The organism is Streptomyces californicus, from assembly GCF_000717645.1.
GTDB lineage: Bacteria > Actinomycetota > Actinomycetes > Streptomycetales > Streptomycetaceae > Streptomyces > Streptomyces californicus.
Map to the genome: position 1 here is coordinate 154755 of NZ_JNZZ01000014.1, position 23465 is coordinate 178219.

The window sequence follows — 23465 nt, forward strand, 5'->3', positions numbered from 1 at the left end:
GACTCCTTCTTACTTCTTGGACGGGTGCTTGGGCCGCTGCGGACCCTTGCGCTGTCCGGACTTGGCTTGGCGTGAGGAGCCGGAGGCGGGCTTGCCCGCAGGCTTCGGCTTGCTGTCCTGCGGTGCGTCCTGCTTCTCGAGCGAGGTCTTGGAGTCGGCCGCCGAGGACTCCGCGTCCTTGGCCCCGGCGGTCGCGTGGCCGGTCGTCTGCCGCTTCGCCTTGGTCTGGCGCTTGGGCTGCTGGCGCTTGTGCGCCTGGCCCTCGGCATCGGCGACCGCCGTCTCGCTCTTCTGGACCGTGCCGTCCTCCTGGGCCGCGAGACCCAGCTTCGCGAGGCTGGTGATGAACTTGCGCTCGATGTCGTTGCGGTCGCTGCCCTTGGCGACGATCCCCTTGACCATCTTGCGCCGGGTGCGGCCCCGCACCTCGCCGTGGGAGGTCACGCTCTTGAGGAGGCGCTGGAGGTAGGCGTCCTGCGCCTTGCTGCCCGGCGTCGGGTTCTGGTTGATCACGTACATCTGCTGACCCATGGTCCAGACGTTGGTGGTCAGCCAGTAGACGAGGACACCGACGGGGAAGTTGATGCCCATCACGGCGAAGATGACCGGGAAGATGTACATCAGCATCTTCTGCTGCTGCATGTACGGGGTCTTCACCGTCAGGTCGACGTTCTTCGTCATCAGCTGGCGCTGGGTGAAGAACTGCGACGCCGACATCATGATGATCATGATCGCGGTGACGATCCGGACGTCCAGCAGGTCGGCGTTGAGCGAGGCGACCTTGTCGGCGCTGTCCATGAACTTCGCGGCCAGCGGGGCACCGAAGATGTGGGCCTCACGCGCGCTGTCCAGGAGGTCCTGGTTGATCGCGCCGATCTTCTTGCCGGAGGCGATGGACGAGAGCACGTGGTACAGGGCGAAGAAGAACGGGGACTGCGCCAGGATGGGGAGGCACGAGGAGAGCGGGTTGGTGCCCGTCTCCTTGTACAGCTTCATCATCTCTTCGGACTGACGCTGCTTGTCGTTCTTGTAGCGCTCCTGGATCGCCTTCATCTTCGGCTGGAGCACCTGCATGTTGCGGGTCGACTTGATCTGCTTCACGAAGAGCGGGATCAGGCAGATCCGGATCAGCACCACGAGCGACACGATCGACAGGCCCCAGGCCCACCCGGAGTCATCGCCGAAGAGCGCTCCGTAGACCTTGTGGAACTGGACGATGATCCATGAGACAGGTGTGGTGATAAAGCTGAACAGACTGGCAATCGTGTCCACTAATCAGGCTCCTTGAGCATTGGGCGAGGTCTCTGCGGCCGGGCTCGGAGGTTCGGAGACCGACCCCCCGGGCGGCACATCAGTGGCGGACTCCCCGCCCTTTTCACCGCGCAGGGCGTTGCGCAGCAACTCGTGCCACCGCGGGCGCTTGCGAGGCGGAACATGATCCACGCCGCCGGGTGACCACGGGTTGCACCGCAGGATGCGCCAGGCCGTCAGCGCTGTTCCCTTGATGGCACCGTGCCTGTCGATCGACGTATATCCATAGTGGGAACACGACGGGTAATAGCGGCAGACAGGACCGAGGAGTGGACTGATCGTCCATTGGTACAGCTTGATGAGAGCCAGCAGCGGATACTTCATCGCGCGCCCCCTCCCAGGAGCCGCCGAAGAGCGGCGTCCAGGTCTCGGGCCAGCTGTGCGTGGTCGGCGTCGCCCGCACCGGGCAGCGCCCGTACGACAACAAGGCTACCGGGGGGCAGCTGAGCCAGCCGGTCGCGGACCAGGTGGCGAAGTCTCCGCTTCACCGCGGTGCGGACGACGGCGCCCCCCACGGCCTTGCTGACAACGAAACCCGCACGCGGCGGGGGAGCACTCTCCCCTGTCACGTGCGGGTCCGTTTCACCGCTGCGTAGATGGACGACGAGCAGCGGACGTCCGGCTCGACGTCCTCGTCGTACCGCGGTCGCGAAGTCCTCGCGCCGCCTCAGCCGATTCTCGGTAGGCAGCACGTCATGGACCTGTAAGCGATCAGGCGGACAGGCTGCTGCGGCCCTTGGCGCGGCGGTTCGCGAGGATCGCGCGGCCGGCACGGGTACGCATGCGCAGACGGAAGCCGTGGGTCTTGGCGCGACGGCGGTTGTTCGGCTGGAAGGTGCGCTTGCTCACTCGGGGGCTCCAGAAATGATGTGTGTCTTGGCGGGACATCGCCTGGCTGTCACCGTGCGCCCACGAGGAACTCGCGTAAACGCCTTAGTGCACCGCTTCACAATCACAGATCGTGATCTTTGCCCATCGGAGGCAGGCGGCAGCAGCCATCGACAACTCGACCTGGTCACGGTACGCGCGGCTACGCCATCCGGTCAAACCGGCTCCGCACGGCCCCCCATTGTGCACAGCCTGTGGACAACAACTTGAACCGCGCGGGTCGCCCTGACTACCGTGGCTGAACTCCGGTTCTTTTCCTTCCCGACTGCCGGGCCTCACCCGACCCGACCCATCCCGTCCCGAGAACCACACATTCGTGGGACATGCGAGAGAGCGTGCCTTGTGGCTGACGTACCTGCCGATCTTGCCGCAGTGTGGCCGCGAGTGCTGGAACACCTCCTCGGGGAGGGGCAGCAAGGCATCGAGCCGAAGGACAAGCAGTGGATCGAACGCTGCCAGCCGCTGGCACTCGTCGCCGACACCGCCCTGCTGGCCGTCCCCAACGAATGGGGGAAGCGTGTCCTGGAGACCCGGCTCACTCCCCTCATCAGCGAGACACTGACCCGTGAGTGCGGCCGCCCGATCCGGATCGCGATCACCGTCGACGACTCCGCCGGCGAGCCGCCCGCCCCGTCGGCGCCCCCCATGCCCGGGTCGCACCAGGGCCAGCAGGGCCATCGCTACCCGCCGCAGCCGCGCGACGACTCCGGCCGGGACGACGCGTACGACGGTTACGGCCACCGGCCCTCCGACGACGGCATGCCGACGGCACGGCCCGCCTACCCCGAGTACCAGCAGCAGCGCCCGGCGCCCGGCGCCTGGCCGCGCACCCAGGACGACCTCTCCTGGCAGCAGCCCCGGCACAGCGGATACCAGGACCGCGAGCAGCCCTCCGGCGAGCCGTACCGCGAGAGCGACGCGTACCGCGAGAACGACGCGTACCGCGGCGGCGATTCCTACCGGGAGCGGGAGAGCGAGCATTACCGCGACCCCGAGCAGTACCGGGAGCAGCCCTCCGAGCAGTGGCGCGAGCCGTACGGCACCGGGCGGCCCCAGCACGACTACCGGTCGCAGCCGTCCGAGCACCAGGGGTACGAGCAGCAGCGGCCCGACCGCCAGGACCAGCAGCCGCAGCACCGCCAGGGCGTCCCGGCCCACGGCCCCGGGCGGACCGGCGGCTCGGCCCCCGGGCCGATGGGCGCCCAGCCGGCCCCGGCGCCCGGCCCCGGCGAACCGCACGCCCGGCTCAACCCGAAGTACCTCTTCGACACCTTCGTGATCGGCGCATCCAACCGGTTCGCGCACGCCGCGGCCGTCGCCGTGGCCGAAGCGCCGGCGAAGGCGTACAACCCCCTGTTCATCTACGGGGAGTCGGGGCTCGGCAAGACCCACCTGCTGCACGCCATCGGGCACTACGCGCGGAGCCTCTACCCGGGGACCCGGGTGCGGTACGTGAGCTCGGAGGAGTTCACCAACGAGTTCATCAACTCGATCCGCGACGGGAAGGGCGACACCTTCCGCAAGCGCTACCGCGACGTGGACATCCTGCTCGTCGACGACATCCAGTTCCTGGCGAGCAAGGAGTCGACGCAGGAGGAGTTCTTCCACACCTTCAATACGCTGCACAACGCGAACAAGCAGATCGTGCTCTCCTCGGACCGGCCGCCCAAGCAGCTGGTGACGCTGGAGGACCGGTTGCGCAACCGCTTCGAGTGGGGTCTGACCACCGACGTCCAGCCGCCCGAGCTGGAGACCCGGATCGCGATCCTCCGCAAGAAGGCGGTGCAGGAGCAGCTCAACGCCCCGCCGGAGGTCCTGGAGTTCATCGCCTCGCGGATCTCGCGCAACATCCGTGAGCTGGAGGGCGCGCTGATCCGGGTGACCGCCTTCGCCTCGCTGAACCGGCAGCCGGTGGACCTCGGGCTGACCGAGATCGTGCTGAAGGACCTGATCCCGGGCGGTGAGGAGGCGGCTCCGGAGATCACCGCGCCGGCCATCATGGCGGCGACCGCGGACTACTTCGGCCTCACCGTGGACGACCTCTGCGGATCCTCGCGCAGCCGGGTGCTGGTGACGGCCCGCCAGATCGCCATGTATCTGTGCCGTGAGCTGACCGATCTCTCTCTGCCGAAGATCGGTGCGCAGTTCGGCGGCCGCGACCACACGACGGTGATGCACGCGGACCGGAAGATCCGGGCGCTGATGGCGGAGCGCCGCTCCATCTACAACCAGGTCACGGAGCTGACCAACCGCATCAAGAACGGCTGACCCCGGCGCCCGGCCGGGGCGTGATGTGGGAGGCCCGGGGCTCGTGAGCCCCGGGCCTCCCACATCACGTCGTTCACAGGAGAGCGTTCCTCAGGGCGCCTGTCGCGGACCTCCACGGTTAACGGCGGGCGCCCTTCCGCGTTCGCCCGCGTCCACCTCCGCGCGGACCACGCCCTCACCGCGTCCCCAGCGCGCCCTGATGGCGCTCGGACCGCGGGTCGGGAGAGGTCCAGAAGGGTGCTGGAAGGCGTCTACGGGGTCTCACGACCAGCCGCGGAGCCTCCGGCGCCTCCTCCGTCACGCCCGCGCTGTTCGAATACAGCCAGCTCAGAGGCCCTTCTCCACAGATGTGCGAAGAATTTTCCGTCCACAGCCTGGGGACTGGGAAGTTGTCCATATTGCGTCCACAGGGTGCGCTGCCGATACTCCATCAGGCCAGGTCACACGCTTGGGGATTTGTGGCCAACGATGATCCACAGCCTGTGGACAGTTTTTTCTTCCACAGGGGGTGATCGATGTTGTCCACCGGCGGCCCACAGGCCGGGCCGGGTTGTCCCCAGCTTCTCCACACCCCTGTCCACTGTTCGGCAACGCGACACACGCTCTCACTGCCCGGAGTGAAAGGCGTCACACCAAGGTGCTGGGTTGGGTTGTGGGGAACGGGGGTAAAGCTGGGGACAGCGCTGGGGAGAAGTAGCCCCCTCCTGTGCATCGGGTGTGCAGAACTTCCGCCCGTCCACAGAAAGGCCCGGTTGTCCACGGGTGCCGCCCACAGGACCGGTGGACAAAAAACAGTCGTTGACCTGCGCAAACGACGTTATCCACGGTATCCACAGGGCCTACTACTACTACCACTCAGAGTTAGCCAGGAATCAGCTTCGAAGTGGGGCCTGTGTACAACTCGACCGTCGACCGCCGCGAACGTCTCGGCCCGACTTGACCCCGAGCAGCAACGGCTGTCGGTGCGGTACGTCAGACTGGACCCCGGAGCCTCCGCCGCCTCGGCAGCGGACTCCGGTCCAGACAGACGAAGGCCAGCAGGGCGAGCGAGCAACAGCAGGAGGCGGTTCCGGTGAAGATCCGGGTGGAGCGCGATGTACTCGCGGAGGCGGTGGCCTGGGTGGCCCGCAGCCTCCCGGCCCGTCCGCCGGCGCCCGTTCTCGCGGGTCTTCTGCTGAAGGCCGAGGACGGGGCGCTCAGCTTCTCCAGCTTCGACTACGAGGTCTCCGCCAGGGTCTCGGTCGACGCGGAGGTCGATGAGGACGGCACGGTGCTCGTCTCCGGCCGGCTGCTCGCCGACATCTGCCGTGCCCTGCCCAACCGCCCGGTGGAGATCTCCACCGACGGTGTGCGCGCCACGGTCGTCTGCGGCTCCTCGCGCTTCACCCTCCACACACTGCCTGTGGAGGAGTACCCGGCGCTGCCGCAGATGCCGACCGCGACGGGCACCGTCCCCGGCGAGGTCTTCGCCTCGGCCGCCGCCCAGGTCGCCATCGCCGCCGGCCGCGACGACACGCTGCCCGTGCTGACCGGTGTGCGGATCGAGATCGAGGGCGACACGGTCACCCTCGCCTCCACCGACCGCTACCGCTTCGCGGTCCGCGAGTTCCTGTGGAAGCCGGAGAACGCGGACGCCTCGGCCGTCGCCCTGGTGCCCGCCAAGACGCTCCTGGACACCGCGAAGGCGCTCACCAGCGGTGACACGGTCACGCTGGCGCTCTCCGGCTCCGGTGCGGGCGAGGGCCTGATCGGCTTCGAGGGCGCCGGGCGCCGCACCACCACGCGGCTCCTCGAAGGCGACCTGCCGAAGTACCGCACGCTGTTCCCGACCGAGTTCAACTCCGTCGCGGTGATCGAGACGGCCCCGTTCGTCGAGGCCGTCAAGCGCGTGGCCCTGGTCGCCGAGCGCAACACCCCCGTACGGCTCAGCTTCGAGCAGGGCGTCCTCATCCTGGAGGCCGGCTCCAGCGACGACGCACAGGCTGTGGAAAGGGTCGACGCGGTGCTGGAGGGCGACGACATCTCGATCGCCTTCAACCCGACGTTCCTGCTGGACGGTCTGAGCGCGATCGACTCGCCGGTCGCCCAGCTCTCGTTCACCACGTCCACCAAGCCCGCCCTGCTCAGCGGCCGCCCGGCCGTCGACGCCGAGGCGGACGACGCGTACAAGTACCTGATCATGCCGGTGCGCCTCTCCGGCTGATCCCGGCGCCCCCGGCCGTCCGGGGGTCTTTCATCGGCGGTTTTCCGGCGGGCCCGCTCGGCGCGGAGCGGGCCCGCCGCGCTGTCCCCGGCCGGGCGTAGGCTCGGAGACGGGCGCACACGCCCCGACGCTTATCGCCACGACGCTTAAGGAATCTCTGATGGAGCTCGGTCTCGTCGGCCTCGGCAAGATGGGCGGCAACATGCGCGAGCGCATCCGCCGCGCAGGCCACACCGTCATCGGTTACGACCGCAACCCGGATGTCGCCGATGTCCACAGTCTCGAAGAGCTTGTGGGCAAGCTGAAGGGCCCGCGGGTCGTCTGGGTCATGGTTCCGGCCGGCGCCGCGACCCAGTCCACGATCGACGAGCTGGCCGAGCTGCTCTCGCCCGGCGACGTCGTCGTCGACGGGGGGAACTCGCGCTGGACCGACGACGAGAAGCACGCCGTCGAGCTGGGCCTCAAGGACATCGGCTTCGTCGACTGCGGCGTCTCCGGCGGCGTGTGGGGCCTCAAGAACGGCTACGCCCTGATGTACGGCGGCTCCGACGAGAACGTGGCGAAGGTCCAGCCGATCTTCGACGCGCTCAAGCCCGAGGGCGACTTCGGCTCCGTCCACGCGGGCAAGGTCGGCGCCGGCCACTTCGCGAAGATGGTCCACAACGGCATCGAGTACGCCATGATGCAGGCGTACGCCGAGGGCTGGGAGCTGCTGGAGAAGGTCGACTCCGTCACCGACGTGCGCGAGGTCTTCCGTTCCTGGCAGGAGGGCACGGTCATCCGCTCCTGGCTGCTCGACCTCGCGGTCAACGCGCTGGACGACGACGAGCACCTGGAGAAGCTCCGGGGGTACGCGGCCGACTCGGGCGAGGGCCGCTGGACGGTGGAGGCCGCGATCGACAACGCGGTGCCGCTGCCCGCGATCACCGCGTCGCTGTTCGCGCGGTTCGCCTCGCGCCAGGACGACTCGCCGCAGATGAAGATGATCGCCGCGCTGCGCAACCAGTTCGGCGGGCACGCGGTCGAGTCCAAGTCCGAGAACTGACCGGCACGCCGGCGTGAGAACGCCGGCATCCCCACCACGGGGAGGGCGCGGGCAGGACGCGCCGTACGACGCGGCGGGCGCGACGGCCCGCGCGGCGGAAACACCGACGGGAGAGGCCGGTCACCATGCACGTCACCCACCTCTCGCTGGCCGATTTCCGCTCGTACGCCCGGGTCGAGGTCCCGCTCGACCCGGGCGTCACCGCGTTCGTGGGCGCCAACGGACAGGGCAAGACCAACCTCGTCGAGGCCGTCGGGTACCTCGCCACCCTCGGCAGCCACCGGGTCTCCTCGGACGCCCCGCTCGTCCGGATGGGCGCGGAGCGGGCGGTGATCCGCGCGGCCGTGACCCAGGGCGAGCGTTCGCAACTGGTCGAGCTGGAGCTGAACCCGGGCCGCGCGAATCGCGCCCGTATCAACCGGTCCTCGCAGGTCAGACCACGTGACGTGCTGGGCATCGTCCGGACGGTGCTGTTCGCGCCGGAGGATCTGGCGCTGGTCAAGGGCGATCCGGGCGAGCGGCGGCGGTTCCTGGACGAGCTGGTCACCGCGCGCTCGCCGCGGATGGCCGGGGTCCGCTCCGACTACGAGCGGGTGCTGAAGCAGCGCAACACCCTGCTGAAGTCCGCCGCGATGGCCCGGCGGCACGGCGGCCGCTCGATGGACCTGTCCACCCTGGACGTCTGGGACCAGCACCTGGGCCGGGTCGGCGCCGAGCTGCTGGCGCAGCGGCTGGATCTGATCGCCACGCTCCAGCCGCTGGCCGACAAGGCGTACGGGGACGTCGCGCCGGGCGGCGGCCCGGTGGCGCTGGAGTACCGCAGCTCCGTGGGTGACGACGTGGGGCCCGAGCGCACCCGCGACGAGCTGTACGAGCAGTTGCTCGCCGCGCTCGCCGGGGTCCGGAAGCAGGAGATCGAGCGGGGTGTGACGCTGGTCGGCCCGCACCGCGACGATCTGCTGCTGGGGCTGCGCGGGATGCCGGCGAAGGGGTACGCGAGCCACGGCGAGTCCTGGAGCTACGCGCTGGCGCTGCGGCTGGCCAGTTTCGAGCTGCTGCGGTCCGAGGGCAACGAGCCGGTGCTGGTGCTGGACGACGTCTTCGCCGAGCTGGACGCCCGCCGCCGGGAGCGGCTGGCGGAGCTGGTGGCCCCGGGCGAGCAGGTGCTGGTGACGGCCGCGGTGGCCGAGGACGTGCCGGGCGTGCTGGCGGGGACGCGGTACGCGGTGACCGCGGGCGAGGTGGAGCGCGTATGACCGGCCGGGACGAGCGGGCGGGCGAGCCGGGCGCGGGCGACGGTGCGCCGGAGACCGGGGGCGCGAAGCCGCCCGAGGTGTCCGGGGTCGATCTCGCCCGGGTCGCGTTGCGGGCCGCGAAGGAGCAGGCCAGGGCGCGGGGCGCGGCGGCGCAGCAGAGGAAGCAGGCCCGGCGGGGCGGTGGCCTGCGCTCGGGGGCCCGGTCGGACGGCCGGGATCCGCAGGCGCTGGGGTCCGCGATCAACCGGCTGATCACCGAGCGGGGCTGGGAGACGCCCGCGGCGGTCGGCGGGGTGATGGGGCGGTGGCCGCAGATCGTCGGCGAGGACCTGGCGAAGCACTGTGTACCGCTGCGGTACGACGACGCCCCGGACGCCCGGGTGCTGACGGTGAGCTGCGACTCGACGGCGTGGGCGACGCAGCTGCGGTTGCTGGCCCCGCAGCTGGTGGCCCGGCTGAACGCGGATCTGGGACAGGGCACCGTACGGCTGATCAAGGTGGTCGGGCCGGGCGGTCCGGAGCGCCGGTACGGTCCGCTGCGCGCGCCCGGGAGCAGGGGCCCGGGGGACACCTACGGGTGACGGGCCCGGCCCCGAGGCCGGGGCGGGTCGTCGGCGGTCGGATTCCGTCCTCCTCGACCGCTTCCGCACGGATCGTCGCTCGCCAACGCTGAGCTGCGCTTTTGGCGCAAAATTGTCGTGTACGGGGCGATGCTCGGATGATTCGGCCGGGGTTCGCGCGGCAGATAACCGGACGGTACGGCCGAAGCGTCCCTCACCGTAGCGGGAGGTTGACAGGCCGAAGCGCTCAAAGCCCTTCAGGGCCTCTTGGGGCCCCGTCCTGAATATGGGGAGTCGTCAGCCGCTCGTTGAGGGCGGCACATGCGTACTCAGGTACCGGCAAACCCCCACTCATGTCAGCGCTACCGGTAGACTGGTGAGTAATCCCGCCGCTGAGGCGGGAGTCGTCGATACAAGCCGAACGACGCAGCCGCTCCCGGTTGTCCGGGGAACGGCCTGTGCTGTGCCAGAAAGGGCGCTTCGTGGCCGATTCCGGCAACCCCAACGAGAACATTCCGTCCACCGCCGGTGAGTCGGGCGAGGCCCCCGCCACCTCGTACGACGCCAGCGCGATCACCGTGCTGGAAGGGCTGGACGCGGTCCGCAAGCGGCCTGGCATGTACATCGGCTCGACCGGTGAGCGCGGCCTGCACCACCTGGTGCAGGAGGTCGTCGACAACTCCGTCGACGAGGCGATGGCGGGCCACGCGGACACCATCGACGTCACGATCCTCCCCGACGGCGGGGTGCGCGTAATCGACAACGGCCGCGGTATCCCGGTCGACATCGTGCCGTCCGAAGGGAAGCCGGCCGTCGAGGTCGTGCTGACCGTGCTGCACGCGGGCGGCAAGTTCGGCGGTGGCGGCTATGCCGTCTCCGGCGGTCTGCACGGCGTCGGCGTCTCCGTCGTCAACGCCCTGTCCACCCGGGTCGCCGTCGAGGTCAAGCGCGACGGCTACCGCTGGACGCAGGACTACAAGCTCGGCGTCCCGACCGCCCCGCTGGCGAAGCACGAGGCCACCGAGGAGACCGGCACCACGGTCACCTTCTGGGCCGACGGTGACATCTTCGAGACCACCGAGTACAGCTTCGAGACCCTCTCGCGCCGCTTCCAGGAGATGGCGTTCCTCAACAAGGGCCTCACCCTCAAGCTCACCGACGAGCGCGAGTCGGCGAAGGCCACGGCCGGCGCGGACAGCGTGGACGCGGCCGAGCCCGCCGAGGAGGAGACGGCCCGCTCGGTCACGTACCACTACGAAAACGGCATCGTCGATTTCGTGAAGTACCTCAACTCCCGCAAGGGCGACGTCATTCACCAGTCGGTGATCGACATCGAGTCCGAGGACAAGGACCGGCTCCTGTCGGTCGAGATCGCCATGCAGTGGAACACGCAGTACACCGAGGGCGTGTACTCCTTCGCCAACGCGATCCACACGCATGAGGGCGGTACGCACGAGGAGGGCTTCCGCGCGGCGCTGACCTCGCTGGTCAACCGGTACGCGCGCGACAAGAAGCTGCTCCGCGACAAGGACGACAACCTCACCGGCGAGGACGTCCGCGAGGGCCTCACCGCGATCATCTCGGTGAAGCTGGGCGAGCCGCAGTTCGAGGGCCAGACGAAGACCAAGCTGGGCAACACGGAGGCCAAGACCTTCGTGCAGAAGGTCGTCCACGAGCAGCTGACGGACTGGTTCGACCGGAACCCCAACGAGGCCGCCGACATCATCCGCAAGGGCATCGCCGCCTCGACCGCCCGCGTGGCGGCCCGCAAGGCGCGCGACCTGACGCGGCGCAAGGGCCTCCTGGAGAGCGCTTCGCTGCCGGGCAAGCTCAGCGACTGCCAGTCGAACGACCCCACCAAGTGCGAGATCTTCATCGTCGAGGGTGACTCCGCCGGCGGTTCGGCCAAGTCCGGCCGCAACCCGATGTACCAGGCGATCCTCCCGATCCGCGGCAAGATCCTGAACGTCGAGAAGGCCCGGGTCGACAAGATCCTCCAGAACACCGAGGTCCAGGCGCTGATCTCGGCGTTCGGCACCGGGGTCCACGAGGACTTCGACATCGAGAAGCTCCGCTATCACAAGATCATCCTGATGGCGGACGCCGACGTCGACGGCCAGCACATCAACACCCTGCTGCTGACCTTCCTCTTCCGCTTCATGAAGCCGCTGGTCGAGGCCGGTCACGTCTACCTCTCCCGCCCGCCGCTCTACAAGATCAAGTGGGGCCGGGACGACTTCGAGTACGCGTACTCGGACCGCGAGCGGGACGCCCTGGTGGCCCTCGGCAAGCAGAACGGCAAGCGGATCAAGGAAGACTCGATCCAGCGCTTCAAGGGCCTCGGCGAGATGAACGCCGAGGAGCTGCGCGTCACCACCATGGACGTCGACCACCGGGTGCTCGGCCAGGTCACGCTGGACGACGCGGCGCAGGCCGACGACCTGTTCTCGGTGCTCATGGGCGAGGACGTCGAGGCGCGGCGCTCGTTCATCCAGCGCAACGCCAAGGACGTCCGCTTCCTCGACATCTGAGTCGGCCGCACCAGCCACGCCGCAGCTCGAAAGGACTTTGACCAGCAATGGCCGACGAGAACACCCCCGTGACACCTGAATCCGCCGTGCCCGACGAGGAGATCACCGTCCCCGGCGTGGGGATGCGTGTCGAGCCCGTCCAGCTCGAGACGGAGATGCAGCGCTCCTACCTCGACTACGCGATGTCCGTCATCGTCTCGCGTGCGCTCCCCGACGTACGGGACGGTCTGAAGCCCGTCCACCGCCGGGTGCTGTACGCGATGTACGACGGCGGATACCGGCCCGAGAAGGGCTTCTACAAGTGCGCCCGCGTCGTCGGCGACGTCATGGGCACGTACCACCCGCACGGCGACTCCTCCATCTACGACGCCCTGGTGCGCCTCGCGCAGCACTGGTCGATGCGCATGCCGCTGGTGGACTCCAACGGCAACTTCGGTTCCCCGGGCAACGACCCGGCCGCCGCCATGCGGTACACCGAGTGCAAGATGATGCCGCTGTCCATGGAGATGGTCCGGGACATCGACGAGGAGACCGTCGACTTCCAGGACAACTACGACGGCCGCAACCAGGAGCCGACGGTCCTGCCGGCGCGCTTCCCGAACCTGCTGGTCAACGGCTCCGCGGGGATCGCGGTCGGCATGGCGACCAACATCCCGCCGCACAACCTGCGCGAGGTCGCCGAGGGCGCCCAGTGGTACCTGGAGCACCCGGAGGCGTCGCACGAGGAGCTGCAGGACGCGCTGATCGAGCGCATCAAGGGCCCCGACTTCCCCACCGGCGCGCTGGTCGTGGGCCGCAAGGGCATCGAGGAGGCGTACCGCACCGGGCGCGGCTCCATCACGATGCGCGCGGTCGTCGCCGTCGAGGAGATCCAGGGCCGGCAGTGCCTGGTCGTCACGGAGCTGCCCTACCAGACCAACCCCGACAACCTCGCGCAGAAGATCGCCGACCTGGTCAAGGACGGCAAGGTCGGGGGCATCGCGGACGTCCGCGACGAGACCTCCTCGCGCACGGGCCAGCGCCTGGTCGTCGTCCTCAAGCGGGACGCGGTCGCCAAGGTCGTCCTGAACAACCTGTACAAGCACACCGACCTCCAGACGAACTTCGGCGCCAACATGCTGGCCCTGGTCGACGGGGTGCCGCGCACGCTGTCGATCGACGCGTTCATCCGCCACTGGGTGACGCACCAGATCGAGGTCATCGTCCGGCGGACGAAGTTCCGGCTGCGCAAGGCCGAGGAGCGGGCGCACATCCTGCGCGGCCTCCTCAAGGCCCTGAACGCCATCGACGAGGTCATCGCCCTCATCCGCCGCTCGAACACGGTGGAGATCGCGCGTGAGGGCCTGATGGGCCTGCTGGAGATCGACGAGCTCCAGGCCAACGCCATTCTGGAGATGCAGCTGCGCCGGCTGGCCGCGCTGGAGCACCAGAAGATCACCGCCGAGCACGACGAGCTCCAGGCGAAGATCAACGAGTACAACGAGATCCTGGCCTCGCCCTCCAAGCAGCGCGAGATCGTCAGCGAGGAGCTGGCGGCGATCGTCGAGAAGTTCGGCGACGACCGGCGCTCCAAGCTGGTGCCCTTCGAGGGCGACATGTCCATCGAGGACCTGATCGCCGAGGAGGACATCGTCGTCACGATCTCCCGCAGCGGCTACGTGAAGCGGACGAAGACCGACGACTACCGCTCGCAGAAGCGCGGCGGCAAGGGCGTGCGCGGGACGAAGCTGCGCGAGGACGACATCGTCGACCACTTCTTCGTCTCGACGACCCACCACTGGCTGCTGTTCTTCACCAACAAGGGCCGGGTCTACCGGGCCAAGGCGTACGAGCTCCCCGACGCCGGCCGGGACGCGCGCGGCCAGCACGTCGCCAACCTCCTGGCCTTCCAGCCGGACGAGAAGATCGCCCAGATCCTCGCGATCCGCGACTACGAGGCCGTGCCGTACCTGATCCTGGCGACGAAGGGCGGTCTGGTGAAGAAGACCGCGCTCAAGGACTACGACTCGCCGCGCTCGGGCGGTGTCATCGCGATCAACCTGCGCGAGACGCCGGACGGCGGCGACGACGAGCTGATCGGCGCGGAGCTGGTGTCGGCCGAGGACGACCTGCTGCTCATCAGCAAGAAGGCCCAGTCCATCCGGTTCACCGCGACGGACGACGCGCTGCGCCCGATGGGCCGCGCCACCTCGGGTGTGAAGGGGATGAGTTTCCGCGAGGGCGACGAACTCCTCTCGATGAATGTCGTCCGGCCCGGTACGTTCGTCTTCACCGCCACCGACGGCGGATACGCGAAGCGGACCGCCGTCGACGAGTACCGCGTCCAGGGCCGCGGCGGCCTCGGCATCAAGGCCGCCAAGATCGTGGAGGACCGCGGGTCGCTGGTCGGCGCGCTGGTGGTCGAGGAGACGGACGAGATTCTCGCCATCACGCTCGGCGGTGGTGTGATTCGTACGCGAGTCAATGAAGTCAGGGAGACGGGCCGTGACACCATGGGCGTCCAACTGATCAATCTCGGCAAGCGCGACGCCGTCGTCGGCATCGCGCGCAACGCCGAGGCCGGTCGTGAGGCGGAAGAGGTCGACGGGACCGATGACGCCGAGGGCGGGACGGCCGGGGTTCACGCCGAGGGCGTGAACGAGGGCACAGTCGAGGGCACGGAGCCCTCGACCGGGGAGCACGAGGAGTAAGAGCGTGAGTGGAGCCACGGGCGCCGGTTCGGCCGCTTCCGGAGCAGGAGCGAACGGTGCCCGTGGCCCTGCCACGGACTCCCAAGGGGGCACTGTGACGGACACACGAGGGCCTCAGCCCCAGTACGAGGGTTACGCGACCGGGCCGCTGCCCGGCGAGCGTGAGCCCGCACCGGGGCCGTCGGGGCCGTACCACCCGCCCCAGGCGTACGAGGCGCCCGGTGGCGGTACCCAGGGCGGCCAGCAGCGCCCCGGGGGCACGTTGGGCGGTGCGCAGGGCATGGGCGGCGCTCAGGCGACGCGCAAGCCGCGCACGGGGGCGCGCACGACGCCGCGTACCCGCAAGGCGCGCCTGCGGGTGGCCAAGGCCGACCCGTGGTCGGTGATGAAGGTCAGCTTCCTGCTGTCCATCGCGCTGGGCATCTGCACGGTGGTGGCGGCGGCGGTGCTGTGGATGGTCATGGACGCGATGGGCGTCTTCGAGACCGTCGGCGGCACGATCAGCGAGGCCACCGGTTCGAACGAGAGCAACGGCTTCGATCTGCAGTCGTTCCTGTCGCTGCCGCGCGTGCTCATCTTCACCTCGGTCATCGCCGTGATCGACGTGGTGCTGGCCACCGCGCTGGCGACGCTGGGCGCCTTCATCTACAACCTGTCGGCGGGCTTCGTCGGCGGCGTCGAGCTCACCCTGGCCGAGGACGAGTAGGGCGCCGGGTATCGATTTTGGGACTGGCCCCGACGTGCGCTAATCTTCAGAGGTCAGCGCGGAGCAGTACAGCGCGGCGGGGCTATAGCTCAGTTGGTTAGAGCGCATCCCTGATAAGGATGAGGCCACAGGTTCAAATCCTGTTAGCCCCACCGAGGCGTAACGCCTGGTCAGAAGGCCGGTAGATCCTGGGGATCTACCGGCCTTCTACATTTGTTGATCTTGAGAGTCCGCTACTGGTCCGTAACTTCCTGCTGGACCCGGCCTGTATCCGTCTGGCCGGTTCACAGCTACTCTGTGGCCAGAACACAGCAGGCCCCCGCCGGTTTCCGCGGCGGGGGCCTGCTGCTGTCCGGCCGGGGCCTCCCGATCCTGGCTGGACGTCCTGTGGGGGCGTCAGCCCCAGCCGACGTCGCCTGCGGGTGAGGCGGTCGGTGAGGGGAGTGTGGTGGCGGCGGGTGCGGGGGCCGGTCCGTGGCCCGTCTCGCTCGCCGGTGCGGGAGGGTGTGCCTCGTCGGCGGCTGCGGTGGCAGCTACTCCGACGGCGGCGGAGGCGGCCACGAGCAGCGACGCGGCAAGCAGTCCGATCCTGGATCTGGCCATACGGGTACCCCTTAATCGAAAGCGTGTTCGCTTTCTCGTTGCTCTACGTAGGCTCCCATGCCGACACGGTGACACCAAGGGGCTCGCCGTGCTGAAATCCGCACGTACAGATTTCTGTGTCACGCCAACCGGGGGAAAAATGAACGAACTTGGGCAAACGCGCCCGCCTCTACTCGCGGAGACCGCCGCAGAAACCTACCGAGCGGTCTCCGCCGGTGTACCGCCCGACGAAGCCGGGCTCGCCAACCTCCTCGACCTCGGCCTCGTCGCCCCCGATCCGTACGCCCCCGGCCAGCACATCGCCCACGACCCCCGCGCCGTCGCCCAGAACCTCATGACAGCCGCCCTCGCGGACCTCGCCGCAACCGTCGAGCGAATCGGGCAGATCCCCACCGTCGAAGCGCTCGCCGCCGACTACGACCCCCACCGCTGGTATGGCGGCCCCGGCTCCGAATACCTCGGCACGCCCGGACTCATGAACGCGCGGATCCTGCCGCTCACCGATGCGGCCACGGTCGAGGTCTACAGCTCCCAACCCGGAGAGCCGGCCGACCGCGACCCCGAGATCCTCCGCGCGGGTGCCGAGCGCACCGCCGCCGCGTGCCGCCGAGGAGCCCGCGTCCGCTCCCTCTACAACGCCCGCGCCCACGAACACCCCCAGACGCGGGAGCACATCGACGACCTGGTCCAGGCCGGGGTCGACGTCCGAGTGATCGGCGGTGCCTTCCCCCGGCTCGTCCTCCTCGACCGCCAACACCTGTTCATCGACAACCTAGTCGTCGAGGCCGCCTCCGCGCACTCGGGGTGGCACGTCTCCGACCGCGCTGCGGTGATGTGGGCTCGGATGGTCTTCGAGCTGATGTGGGACCGCGCGACCCCGTGGCAAGCCCTGCACCGGGCCACCGAGGGCGCGGCGACGACTGCTCGCCAGCGAGACATCCTGCACGAGCTGGAGGCCGGGTACTCGCAGCAGCAGGCCGGCCCCCGGCTCGGGCTCGCGGAGCGCACAGTGACAAAGGAGCTCGCGGCCCTTCGGGACCGGCTCGGCGTTCGCACGCTGTACCAGGTCATGGCCTGGTGGGGGCGGTCCCCGGAGCGGGACCTTCCGTGATTCGCACACGGTGTCACGACTCTGTGTGCACTGGGCGTACCCCCTGTAGATCGCGGGTGCGCCGTGCGTAGAGTGCCTGGTGGGGGGACGGTCGGCGCTCTCGGCCCCGTCTGACGCCCAACCCCAGACAGACCCGGCCCGGATGCTCGGGAGGCTCCGGGTCGGAACGCGCCCCCCTGCCGGTGAATTCGGCAGGGGGGCGTCGTGCTGCACACAGTAAACCGCCCCACCCCCGCGCGAGGGGTGGGGCGGCGCTCCTCGGCCAAATGTGGCCGAGGAGGTGCGGTCGAGGCGGACGCCCATCACGACCTGACCGCACGCATGTCCATGATCCGCAAATTTACCTGGTCAGGTAAAGACATCGGATCATGATCGTCTGACGGTGGACCGGTGACGACCGAACCGCCCCCGGACCGGGCGCTCGCCCGCCGGCAGCAGATCGGGCGGCATCTCCGCGAGCTCCGAGAGGACCGCGGACTGACGCAGATACAGCTCGGCGAGCGCGCAGGGATGGATCACAAGACCGTCCACCGCATCGAGTACGCGATGTCCGACCCCAGTCTCAGCATGCTGCTCCGCCTGGCGGCAGCCCTTGGCGTCCCGCTCGCCGACCTCGTCGCCTAGACCGGCGGCGTGCCAGGCGGCGAAGGAGCCGGCGGGGGGTGAGGCAGCGGCGGCCCCTGGTCCGGCGGGGTCTTCGGCGAACCGGACCCGTGCTTACCTGACTCGATCTGGCGCTCCGTCAACCCGAAGATGCCGAGCGGCGGGAACAGCTCGACGCGCCGCGGGTAGTTGCCGACGGCGCACGGGCGGCACAGCAGATCCGTGCCGGCCGAGGTGACCCGCAGGCCCTCCACCGGCTCCTTCCAGCATGCCTCGCAGGTGGTCACTGCGGTCGGCGACACCGTGGTGGTCATCATGGGCGCCGCCCGGGGGGTGTGCTGGGGCGGGTGTCGGTGGTACGCATGGTGGTGCCTCCGTCCTGCTGGATGGATGGTGACCCGGCCCGGCCGCTGTCCTTCCAGGGAATGGGCGGCCGGGCCGGGAGTCTCAGTTCTCGCGCCTCGCGTCGGCGAGCCGCTTCTCGCGGGTCTCCTGAAGCCAGATCAGGTCGTCCAGTTCGGGGTCCGGCTCGGGCTGCGGCTCCTGCGGGGAGCTCACCGGCGGACCTTTCTCCAGGCCCGCGTCAGTCGGGCGGCGGTCGGGCAGGGGCCCCCGGCAGCCCGGCAGGCCGCGCACGTCGTGGTGTGCCCGAGGAGCGTGCGGTACGCCTGGTCCGGCTGGGCGCGCTCTGCAACCGGCCTCACTGCTCCGTCTCCTGGCATTGCGGGCACGTGCAGGCAGGGAACTGGTGGGAGGGTTCCGGCTGTTCGAGGGGCACGACCTCCGCCTCCTCGCGCACGACGCGGGTGACCCCGTCGCCGTTCACCTTGTATACCTTGATCGTCATCACGGGTAGGCCCCCCGTCGCAGTCGGTGAGGAATACGCCGACCGTAGGGGTGGCGGGGTGAGCCCGGTGGAGAGTTTCTATCGGTTTCTACACGAGCTCCGAGACCGCCCGAGCAATCAGCCGCAAAGCTGCTGGCCCGTGCGCTGCACCGGCGCTGAGCTCCTCGTGCGCCGCCAGGTACTGCGCGACCTCCGACGGCGTCGTGATGGTGATCGCCGCCGTCAGCAACTCCACCCCGACCTGCTCCTCGTCGAAGATCGTGAACGTCTCCAGAGGCCACATGGGCATGGCGCGCGACGGCACTATGCCGAGAGTCACCGTCGGCAGGGTGGCCACCTGGAGCAGATACCCCAGCTGCTCGGCCATCGTCTCTGCGCTGCCGACCTGGCGCCGGAGGACGGACTCCTCGATCAGGATCGGGAAGCGGCGGCCCGCGCGCCGGATGATCCGGGACCGCTCCACCCGGGCGTCGGCGGCCGCCGACGAGTCGTCCGGGGTCCGGTTGAAGCGGGAGATCTCGGAGAGCAGCGCGGCGGCGTACGCGCGCGTCTGGAGCATCCCCGGGATGACGCTGGAGCTGTACACCCGCATCGTCTTGGTGCGCTCGTACAGCGGCGTCCGGGCCTGCTGCACGCCCTTGAGGCCGCGCCCCTGGACTCGCCTCCACTCCGTGTACATCTGCTGAGCCTGGCGAGCCGACGCAATGAGGTCCGCGGCCTCGTCCTCCGCACCGCACGCCTGGCACCAGGCCCGAATATCGTCGTCGCTGGGCTGGGACCGGCCGCTCTGCAACCGCGAGACCTTCGAGCCCTGCCAGCCGGTGAGCTCCGCCAGCTGCTGCCCCGTCAGGCCCGCGTCGGCGCGGAGGCTGCGCAGCCGGAACGCGATCCGGTCGCGCGCCTCCTGGACGCGGGCTGACGAGGAGGCTGCCATCAGTCGAGGACGAACTCCGCGTGCGGTACGGCCCGGTCCCAGACCGCCGCGAAGGCCTGCCCGGCACGGTCCGCCGACACCGGGCGTTCGTCCAGCTCGTCACGGAGGTGCGTACCGTCCCCGGCGAAGTGGTGCCATCGGACCAGGTGGCCGTCGAAGAGCCAGTAGTCGTGCGCCAGGAGGAGCAGCCCGAGCGCCTGGTCGCGCGGGAGCCAGCGGACATCCTCGCCCGCGGCGAGGTTCCGTGGCGTGCACGCGTGCTCGAAGCGGATGTACTCAGTGGCGGGCAGGCTGACGACGCGAGCCCGCTGGACGGTCACCCCGCGCGCGACGGCGGCGGCGACCGAGTCGTGGAACGCGCCCCACCACGCTGGCCGGTCGGCGGTGCCCGCCAGTTCGCCCGCTCGCCAGGCCTTCAGGTCCTGGTCCTCCTCGTCGACCGCATAGACGTCCCGCGTCTCCAGGTGCACGGCCGAGGTGGTGCACTGCGCCAGGAGCTCAGCGAACGGGGGCAGCTGCTGCGACACCGAGCGCCTCCTTCAGGGCCTCACTCATGCGGGCCGGCAGCCGTACGACGGCCTCGGTCTCCGGAATCGGCCCGGACTCCAGGCACTTCGCCTGGAGCTCCGCGTCCGCCTTCCACCCCTGGACAACGAACTCCTGCGCCTCGTCGTCGTACCAGACGCTGGGGCAGTGATCGCCGTTCGTCTCCGGGTCCTTTGCGATGAAATGTAGGGTCATGGCCGCCTCCACTGAGCTGGAATTGCGCGAGTTTCTACGGCTGTGCCAGTCCATCGTGCAGCCGCGAAGGGTGTCGGCGGGGCGGAACGCGAGAAGGAGTGGGCGGGCCGTACGATTTCGGCCGTGGCTGATACCGACATCCCCGAGTCCTTGATTGAGCTGGAACGGAATGCCTGGGCGGAGCAGCAGGCGGGCGCCCTGACCGTAGAAACGGCGGCCGCCGTGCAGCAGGCGTACACCGAGCACGCAGCTGCGACCGGACGGTCTCGGTATGAGCTGGAGAAGGCGGTCAAGCGGCTGGTCCGGCACCCGGCGGTATGACGAAAGGCTCCCACCGCCTTGACGGTGGGAGCCCAGGGGGTGCGGCGAGGTCAGGTGGCCGGCTCGTACTGCACGGTCTCCTGCCCGCAGCCCTCGGCCAGCTCGATCAGAGCCTCCGCCTCCGCCTGGTCGACGGCGAGGCCCCAACGGAGCTTCGTCGACACCCAGTCCGTGGCGTAGGTGCAGCGGGCGTCGGCCAGCGGCGGCAGCCACTGGGCCGGGTCCTGGTCTGCCTTGCTCCGGTTCGTCTTCGCGGTCACCGCGACCAACGACCGCTCGCTGCCCAGGTCATTCGCGTATGCCTCGCGGCGGGCCGCCGTCCAGCCAGAGGCCCCGGAGTCCCAAGCCTCGGCCAGCGGGACTACGTGGTCGATGTCAAGGCCGCCCGGAGCTTCAAGAGTGACTCCGTCGTAGTAGCTGTACCACTGACCCGCCAGCACCTTGCAGCGTGGCTCCACCGTGGCCGGCACGCGGGACTCCGCGATCAGCACCTCCGCCCGGGTGGAGCAGCCGTCCCGGTCCTCATCCACCCAGTGCTTGAACGACGTGCGCTGGTAGCCCTCGCGGGACTCAACGGCAAGCGGGAGCTCCTGGATGGCATCGGCCAGAGGAAGGGCTTGGACTGCCTGTGCGGGGGTGGCGGAGAGTAGGGGCAGGATGGCGAGAGTGGCGGCGGCGAGGCCCCGCATGGTCTTGGTGATCACGGAGTCTTGCTATCGGCCTACGGGCCCATGGCGCTGTTTATTCTGGCGCGCTTCACTCGGCAGAGTGGGAAGTCGTACTGTTCCGCCCCTGCGGAAAGTCTGAAGGTGCCACCCCCGCGTGCGCGGGGACCGTTTGACGTCCATGTCCCAGACCAGGCACTCCACGGGACCACCCCCGCGTGCGCGGGGACCGTACAGCCGCCCACCGCCCGGAAGTTGCGGGTAGGGGACCACCCCCGCGTGCGCGGGGACCGTACGTTCGCCGCATTCCGGATGGTGATCTTACCGGGACCACCCCCGCGTGCGCGGGGACCGTAGTTCGTGACCTGCGACTTTTTCTGCCACCAGCACGAGAATCGGCAAGTTTGTCTCACGTGATGCTAGCCGGTGGATCCTGCGCCACGGCCCCGGAATGTACGAAGACGCCCCCGCCGCCGGCCGAAGCCGGGGCGGGGGCGTTTCATCGGGCGTCGCGGGCGGCGACGAGCTCGGGGTCCATGGGGACGAGCGGCATGCCGGCGGCGGTCAGGCGCGAGTCCTGCTGACTGATGTGGTCGAGTGCCAGGCCGAGCAGCCGGTCCGTCCTGTCCGCCCGGGTCCGGGCCTCGGCCTCCGCGTCCTCCAGGGTCCTGATGCGGGCGTGCATCGACGCCATCTGGTCCTGGAACCAGCGGTACATCTCGGGCGACACCGTCCACGTGCCCTCGGGCTGCGCGGGCGCCGGGTCCATCCCCTCCGCCGGGATCTCCTGCACCGTGGTCTTCGTCCGGCCCAGCCAGGTGCCGAGCACCGTGCCGATCGTCGTGATCAGCACAGCGAGCAGCCCGAGCCAGCTACTCGTCTCCATGTCTCACCACCTTCGGGACGATCAGCCGAGGTCGGGTGAGGTAGGCGACGATCGCGATGAGGATGGCGTGCGACCCCCAGGGCATCACCGCCCCCCACGCGGTACCGGACGCCCCGGCCGCGCCGCCGAGCGCGTACGCCAGCGACCACAGCAGCGGCGGAGCCACTGACGCCGCGACGCCCGGGAGATCCCGGCCGGGGCGGGCCACCGCGTAGACGAGGGCGATGACACCGCACACGATCCACCCCCACCCCCAGACCGGCATCGGTACCAGGCCGAGCAAAACGCTGATGCCCCGGACAGTGCCGTATCTCGGCTGAACCGTGAGGCTCGCCCCGTACGTCACCCAGGAGACGCCGGTGATGAGGAGGGTGAGGCCGCGCCAGCCCAGCCGCGCCCAGCACCAGGCCAGCGCGGCGCGCATCAGGTGCCCGTACGCGGGGTGTGCGGGGCCGCCCACCCGGCGATCGCGGCCGCGGCGGCCGGGACCAGGGCGAGGACGAACGGCTCCAGGGCGTCCGGCATCGAGCCGATGAGTGACGGGTTGTCCGTCACCGCGCCGAGGACCGCAAGGCCTGCGAGGCTCGCCAGGTAGGCGACGGCGGAACTGGCCTTGACCTTCTTCTCGATCGGGTCCGTGGAACGTGCCATGGTGATCATTCCTCTCAGACGTTCGGGACCTTGAGGCGGTCCCAGCTGGTCTTGCCGGGGATGCCGTCGGCGGCGGCCCCGCTGTATCCGCACTTCCGCTGCCAGGCGGCGTACGACTTGCGGTCCGCCTCGGACCACCGGGGCCCCGGGCCGACGGCGTACCGGCCGCAGCCCTCCGCGACGAGCCGCTTACCCATCGCCGTGACGATCGCGCTGTTGCGGCCGGCCTTGAAGAACGCGGCCCCCGGGAATGGCTCGTGCTTCGGCTTCGTGGCCGGGGGCTTCGACGGCTCGGCCGGCGGACGCTCCGGCTTCTCACTCAGCCGCTTCGCGATCCGGCCACGCATCCCGTTCATGCTGAACCCGCGCGGGTCGACCTTGCCCGGCTGCCACTCCAGGTGGCCGATCACCGACCGCTCCGACCAGCCGTGTGCCCGGCAGACCGCCGCCGACGCCCGCTCGATCGCGAGCAACTGGGCGGCCGGCCACGGGTCCTTGCCGTCCCCGAGGTTGACGCATTCGAAACCGTAGAAATGGCGGTTGCCATCGGTGTTGGCCTCGTTGTCCGGAGGCAGCGCCTTCTCCGCGATGACGGCGCGCAGGACGTCGTCGTCGCCGAGTCCGGCGTGGTTGGCCCGGCCGTTC

General features: G+C 69.5%; 26 protein-coding genes and 1 tRNA gene. 12 read left to right on the plus strand and 15 right to left on the minus strand.

Annotated features, from left to right (window positions below; genetic code table 11):
• Positions 1-9: 9 nt before the first annotated feature.
• Genes yidC through rpmH form a run of 4 tightly spaced genes read right to left on the minus strand, consistent with a single transcriptional unit; the run spans position 10 to position 2160 of the window.
• Positions 10-1272, minus strand: coding sequence for a membrane protein insertase YidC (gene yidC, locus IF19_RS0119530; protein ID WP_030115119.1), 1263 nt, complete (start codon positions 1270-1272; stop codon positions 10-12).
• Positions 1273-1275: 3 nt separating this feature from the next.
• On the minus strand, positions 1276-1635 hold the full coding sequence (yidD, locus tag IF19_RS1000000136260; RefSeq protein ID WP_078581009.1) for a membrane protein insertion efficiency factor YidD: 360 nt from the start codon (positions 1633-1635) through the stop codon (positions 1276-1278).
• Positions 1632-2003, minus strand: coding sequence for a ribonuclease P protein component (gene rnpA, locus IF19_RS1000000136265; RefSeq protein ID WP_078581008.1), 372 nt, complete (start codon positions 2001-2003; stop codon positions 1632-1634). Before rnpA ends, yidD begins: the two co-directional genes overlap by 4 nt.
• Positions 2004-2022: 19 nt before the next feature.
• Positions 2023-2160 (minus strand): 50S ribosomal protein L34, encoded by a 138-nt coding sequence (gene rpmH / locus IF19_RS0119545; RefSeq protein ID WP_018489831.1) that lies wholly within the window; start codon positions 2158-2160, stop codon positions 2023-2025.
• A gap of 381 nt (positions 2161-2541) precedes the next feature.
• Between rpmH and dnaA the strand changes: the two genes are divergently transcribed.
• From dnaA to IF19_RS0119590, 9 genes are all read left to right on the plus strand, one after another.
• Positions 2542-4467: a chromosomal replication initiator protein DnaA gene (dnaA, locus tag IF19_RS0119550; protein ID WP_078581005.1), complete on the plus strand. Its 1926-nt coding sequence runs from the start codon at positions 2542-2544 to the stop codon at positions 4465-4467.
• A gap of 1072 nt (positions 4468-5539) precedes the next feature.
• A complete protein-coding gene (gene dnaN / locus IF19_RS0119555; protein WP_030115122.1) occupies positions 5540-6670 on the plus strand; it encodes a DNA polymerase III subunit beta in 1131 nt (376 codons plus the stop codon).
• A gap of 160 nt (positions 6671-6830) precedes the next feature.
• Positions 6831-7715: a phosphogluconate dehydrogenase (NAD(+)-dependent, decarboxylating) gene (gene gnd / locus IF19_RS0119560; protein WP_030115123.1), complete on the plus strand. Its 885-nt coding sequence runs from the start codon at positions 6831-6833 to the stop codon at positions 7713-7715.
• Positions 7716-7840: 125 nt separating this feature from the next.
• On the plus strand, positions 7841-8971 hold the full coding sequence (gene recF, locus IF19_RS0119565; protein WP_030120442.1) for a DNA replication/repair protein RecF: 1131 nt from the start codon (positions 7841-7843) through the stop codon (positions 8969-8971).
• A 77-nt stretch (positions 8972-9048) separates the two neighbouring features.
• The gene (locus IF19_RS0119570; RefSeq protein ID WP_030115126.1) at positions 9049-9552 is read left to right on the plus strand and encodes a DciA family protein; all 504 of its coding nucleotides are present in this window, start codon (positions 9049-9051) and stop codon (positions 9550-9552) included.
• A 437-nt stretch (positions 9553-9989) separates the two neighbouring features.
• Positions 9990-12062, plus strand: a complete 2073-nt coding sequence (gene gyrB / locus IF19_RS0119575) for a DNA topoisomerase (ATP-hydrolyzing) subunit B (RefSeq protein ID WP_030115127.1) — start codon at positions 9990-9992, stop codon at positions 12060-12062.
• Positions 12063-12109: 47 nt separating this feature from the next.
• On the plus strand, positions 12110-14752 hold the full coding sequence (gene gyrA / locus IF19_RS0119580; RefSeq protein WP_030115128.1) for a DNA gyrase subunit A: 2643 nt from the start codon (positions 12110-12112) through the stop codon (positions 14750-14752).
• Positions 14753-14846: 94 nt separating this feature from the next.
• Complete coding sequence (locus tag IF19_RS0119585; RefSeq protein ID WP_030115129.1) at positions 14847-15458, plus strand: DUF3566 domain-containing protein; 612 nt, start codon at positions 14847-14849, stop codon at positions 15456-15458.
• Between the two features lie 78 nt (positions 15459-15536).
• Positions 15537-15610 (plus strand) — tRNA-Ile (locus IF19_RS0119590).
• A gap of 244 nt (positions 15611-15854) precedes the next feature.
• Here the strand turns inward: IF19_RS0119590 and IF19_RS1000000137435 are convergent.
• Positions 15855-16061: a hypothetical protein gene (locus tag IF19_RS1000000137435; RefSeq protein WP_136975142.1), complete on the minus strand. Its 207-nt coding sequence runs from the start codon at positions 16059-16061 to the stop codon at positions 15855-15857.
• 139 nt (positions 16062-16200) lie between these two features.
• Between IF19_RS1000000137435 and IF19_RS1000000135450 the strand changes: the two genes are divergently transcribed.
• Positions 16201-17172 (plus strand): LuxR C-terminal-related transcriptional regulator, encoded by a 972-nt coding sequence (locus tag IF19_RS1000000135450; RefSeq protein ID WP_050493843.1) that lies wholly within the window; start codon positions 16201-16203, stop codon positions 17170-17172.
• Between the two features lie 390 nt (positions 17173-17562).
• Positions 17563-17796: a helix-turn-helix domain-containing protein gene (locus IF19_RS0119600; protein ID WP_030115131.1), complete on the plus strand. Its 234-nt coding sequence runs from the start codon at positions 17563-17565 to the stop codon at positions 17794-17796.
• Here the strand turns inward: IF19_RS0119600 and IF19_RS0119605 are convergent.
• The 5 genes from IF19_RS0119605 to IF19_RS0119630 form a co-directional block, all read right to left on the minus strand.
• On the minus strand, positions 17793-18089 hold the full coding sequence (locus tag IF19_RS0119605; RefSeq protein ID WP_030115132.1) for a hypothetical protein: 297 nt from the start codon (positions 18087-18089) through the stop codon (positions 17793-17795). The two genes, IF19_RS0119600 and IF19_RS0119605, sit on opposite strands and share 4 nt — an antisense overlap.
• Positions 18090-18475: 386 nt before the next feature.
• Complete coding sequence (locus IF19_RS1000000137725) at positions 18476-18622, minus strand: hypothetical protein (protein WP_169749621.1); 147 nt, start codon at positions 18620-18622, stop codon at positions 18476-18478.
• Positions 18623-18710: 88 nt separating this feature from the next.
• On the minus strand, positions 18711-19556 hold the full coding sequence (locus IF19_RS0119620) for a helix-turn-helix domain-containing protein (RefSeq protein ID WP_030115133.1): 846 nt from the start codon (positions 19554-19556) through the stop codon (positions 18711-18713).
• On the minus strand, positions 19556-20083 hold the full coding sequence (locus IF19_RS0119625; RefSeq protein ID WP_030115134.1) for a DUF6879 family protein: 528 nt from the start codon (positions 20081-20083) through the stop codon (positions 19556-19558). The genes IF19_RS0119620 and IF19_RS0119625 overlap by 1 nt, the downstream gene beginning before the upstream one ends.
• Entirely contained in the window at positions 20055-20297 is a 243-nt protein-coding gene (locus IF19_RS0119630; protein WP_030115135.1) for a hypothetical protein, read from the minus strand. Before IF19_RS0119630 ends, IF19_RS0119625 begins: the two co-directional genes overlap by 29 nt.
• 123 nt (positions 20298-20420) lie before the next feature.
• Between IF19_RS0119630 and IF19_RS0119635 the strand changes: the two genes are divergently transcribed.
• Complete coding sequence (locus IF19_RS0119635; protein ID WP_030115136.1) at positions 20421-20618, plus strand: hypothetical protein; 198 nt, start codon at positions 20421-20423, stop codon at positions 20616-20618.
• Between the two features lie 50 nt (positions 20619-20668).
• On the opposite strand, the gene IF19_RS0119640 is transcribed toward IF19_RS0119635, so the two are convergent.
• The 5 genes from IF19_RS0119640 to IF19_RS0119660 form a co-directional block, all read right to left on the minus strand.
• A complete protein-coding gene (locus IF19_RS0119640; RefSeq protein WP_030276514.1) occupies positions 20669-21322 on the minus strand; it encodes an HNH endonuclease family protein in 654 nt (217 codons plus the stop codon).
• 460 nt (positions 21323-21782) lie between these two features.
• Positions 21783-22169, minus strand: coding sequence for a hypothetical protein (locus IF19_RS0119645; protein ID WP_030115138.1), 387 nt, complete (start codon positions 22167-22169; stop codon positions 21783-21785).
• Positions 22156-22593 carry a hypothetical protein gene (locus IF19_RS1000000135455; protein WP_050504517.1) on the minus strand — a complete coding sequence of 146 codons (438 nt, stop codon included), beginning with the start codon at positions 22591-22593 and terminating at the stop codon, positions 22156-22158. The genes IF19_RS0119645 and IF19_RS1000000135455 overlap by 14 nt, the downstream gene beginning before the upstream one ends.
• Positions 22593-22820: a hypothetical protein gene (locus IF19_RS0119655; RefSeq protein ID WP_030115140.1), complete on the minus strand. Its 228-nt coding sequence runs from the start codon at positions 22818-22820 to the stop codon at positions 22593-22595. The genes IF19_RS1000000135455 and IF19_RS0119655 overlap by 1 nt, the downstream gene beginning before the upstream one ends.
• A gap of 14 nt (positions 22821-22834) precedes the next feature.
• Positions 22835-23465: peptidoglycan-binding protein (locus tag IF19_RS0119660; RefSeq protein WP_030276517.1), on the minus strand; the 631-nt coding region annotated here is incomplete at its 5' end.

Coding starts and splice junctions, on each gene's coding strand:
- yidD (WP_078581009.1), bottom strand. CDS start 1,635: ATGAAGTATCCGCTGCTGGCTCTCATCAAGCTGTACCAATGGACGATC.
- gnd (WP_030115123.1), top strand. CDS start 6,831: ATGGAGCTCGGTCTCGTCGGCCTCGGCAAGATGGGCGGCAACATGCGC.
- recF (WP_030120442.1), top strand. CDS start 7,841: ATGCACGTCACCCACCTCTCGCTGGCCGATTTCCGCTCGTACGCCCGG.
- gyrA (WP_030115128.1), top strand. CDS start 12,110: ATGGCCGACGAGAACACCCCCGTGACACCTGAATCCGCCGTGCCCGAC.
- IF19_RS1000000137435 (WP_136975142.1), bottom strand. CDS start 16,061: ATGGCCAGATCCAGGATCGGACTGCTTGCCGCGTCGCTGCTCGTGGCC.
- IF19_RS1000000135450 (WP_050493843.1), top strand. CDS start 16,201: ATGAACGAACTTGGGCAAACGCGCCCGCCTCTACTCGCGGAGACCGCC.
- IF19_RS0119605 (WP_030115132.1), bottom strand. CDS start 18,089: ATGACCACCACGGTGTCGCCGACCGCAGTGACCACCTGCGAGGCATGC.
- IF19_RS1000000137725 (WP_169749621.1), bottom strand. CDS start 18,622: ATGACGATCAAGGTATACAAGGTGAACGGCGACGGGGTCACCCGCGTC.
- IF19_RS0119620 (WP_030115133.1), bottom strand. CDS start 19,556: ATGGCAGCCTCCTCGTCAGCCCGCGTCCAGGAGGCGCGCGACCGGATC.
- IF19_RS0119630 (WP_030115135.1), bottom strand. CDS start 20,297: ATGACCCTACATTTCATCGCAAAGGACCCGGAGACGAACGGCGATCAC.
- IF19_RS0119645 (WP_030115138.1), bottom strand. CDS start 22,169: ATGGAGACGAGTAGCTGGCTCGGGCTGCTCGCTGTGCTGATCACGACG.
- IF19_RS1000000135455 (WP_050504517.1), bottom strand. CDS start 22,593: ATGCGCGCCGCGCTGGCCTGGTGCTGGGCGCGGCTGGGCTGGCGCGGC.
- IF19_RS0119655 (WP_030115140.1), bottom strand. CDS start 22,820: ATGGCACGTTCCACGGACCCGATCGAGAAGAAGGTCAAGGCCAGTTCC.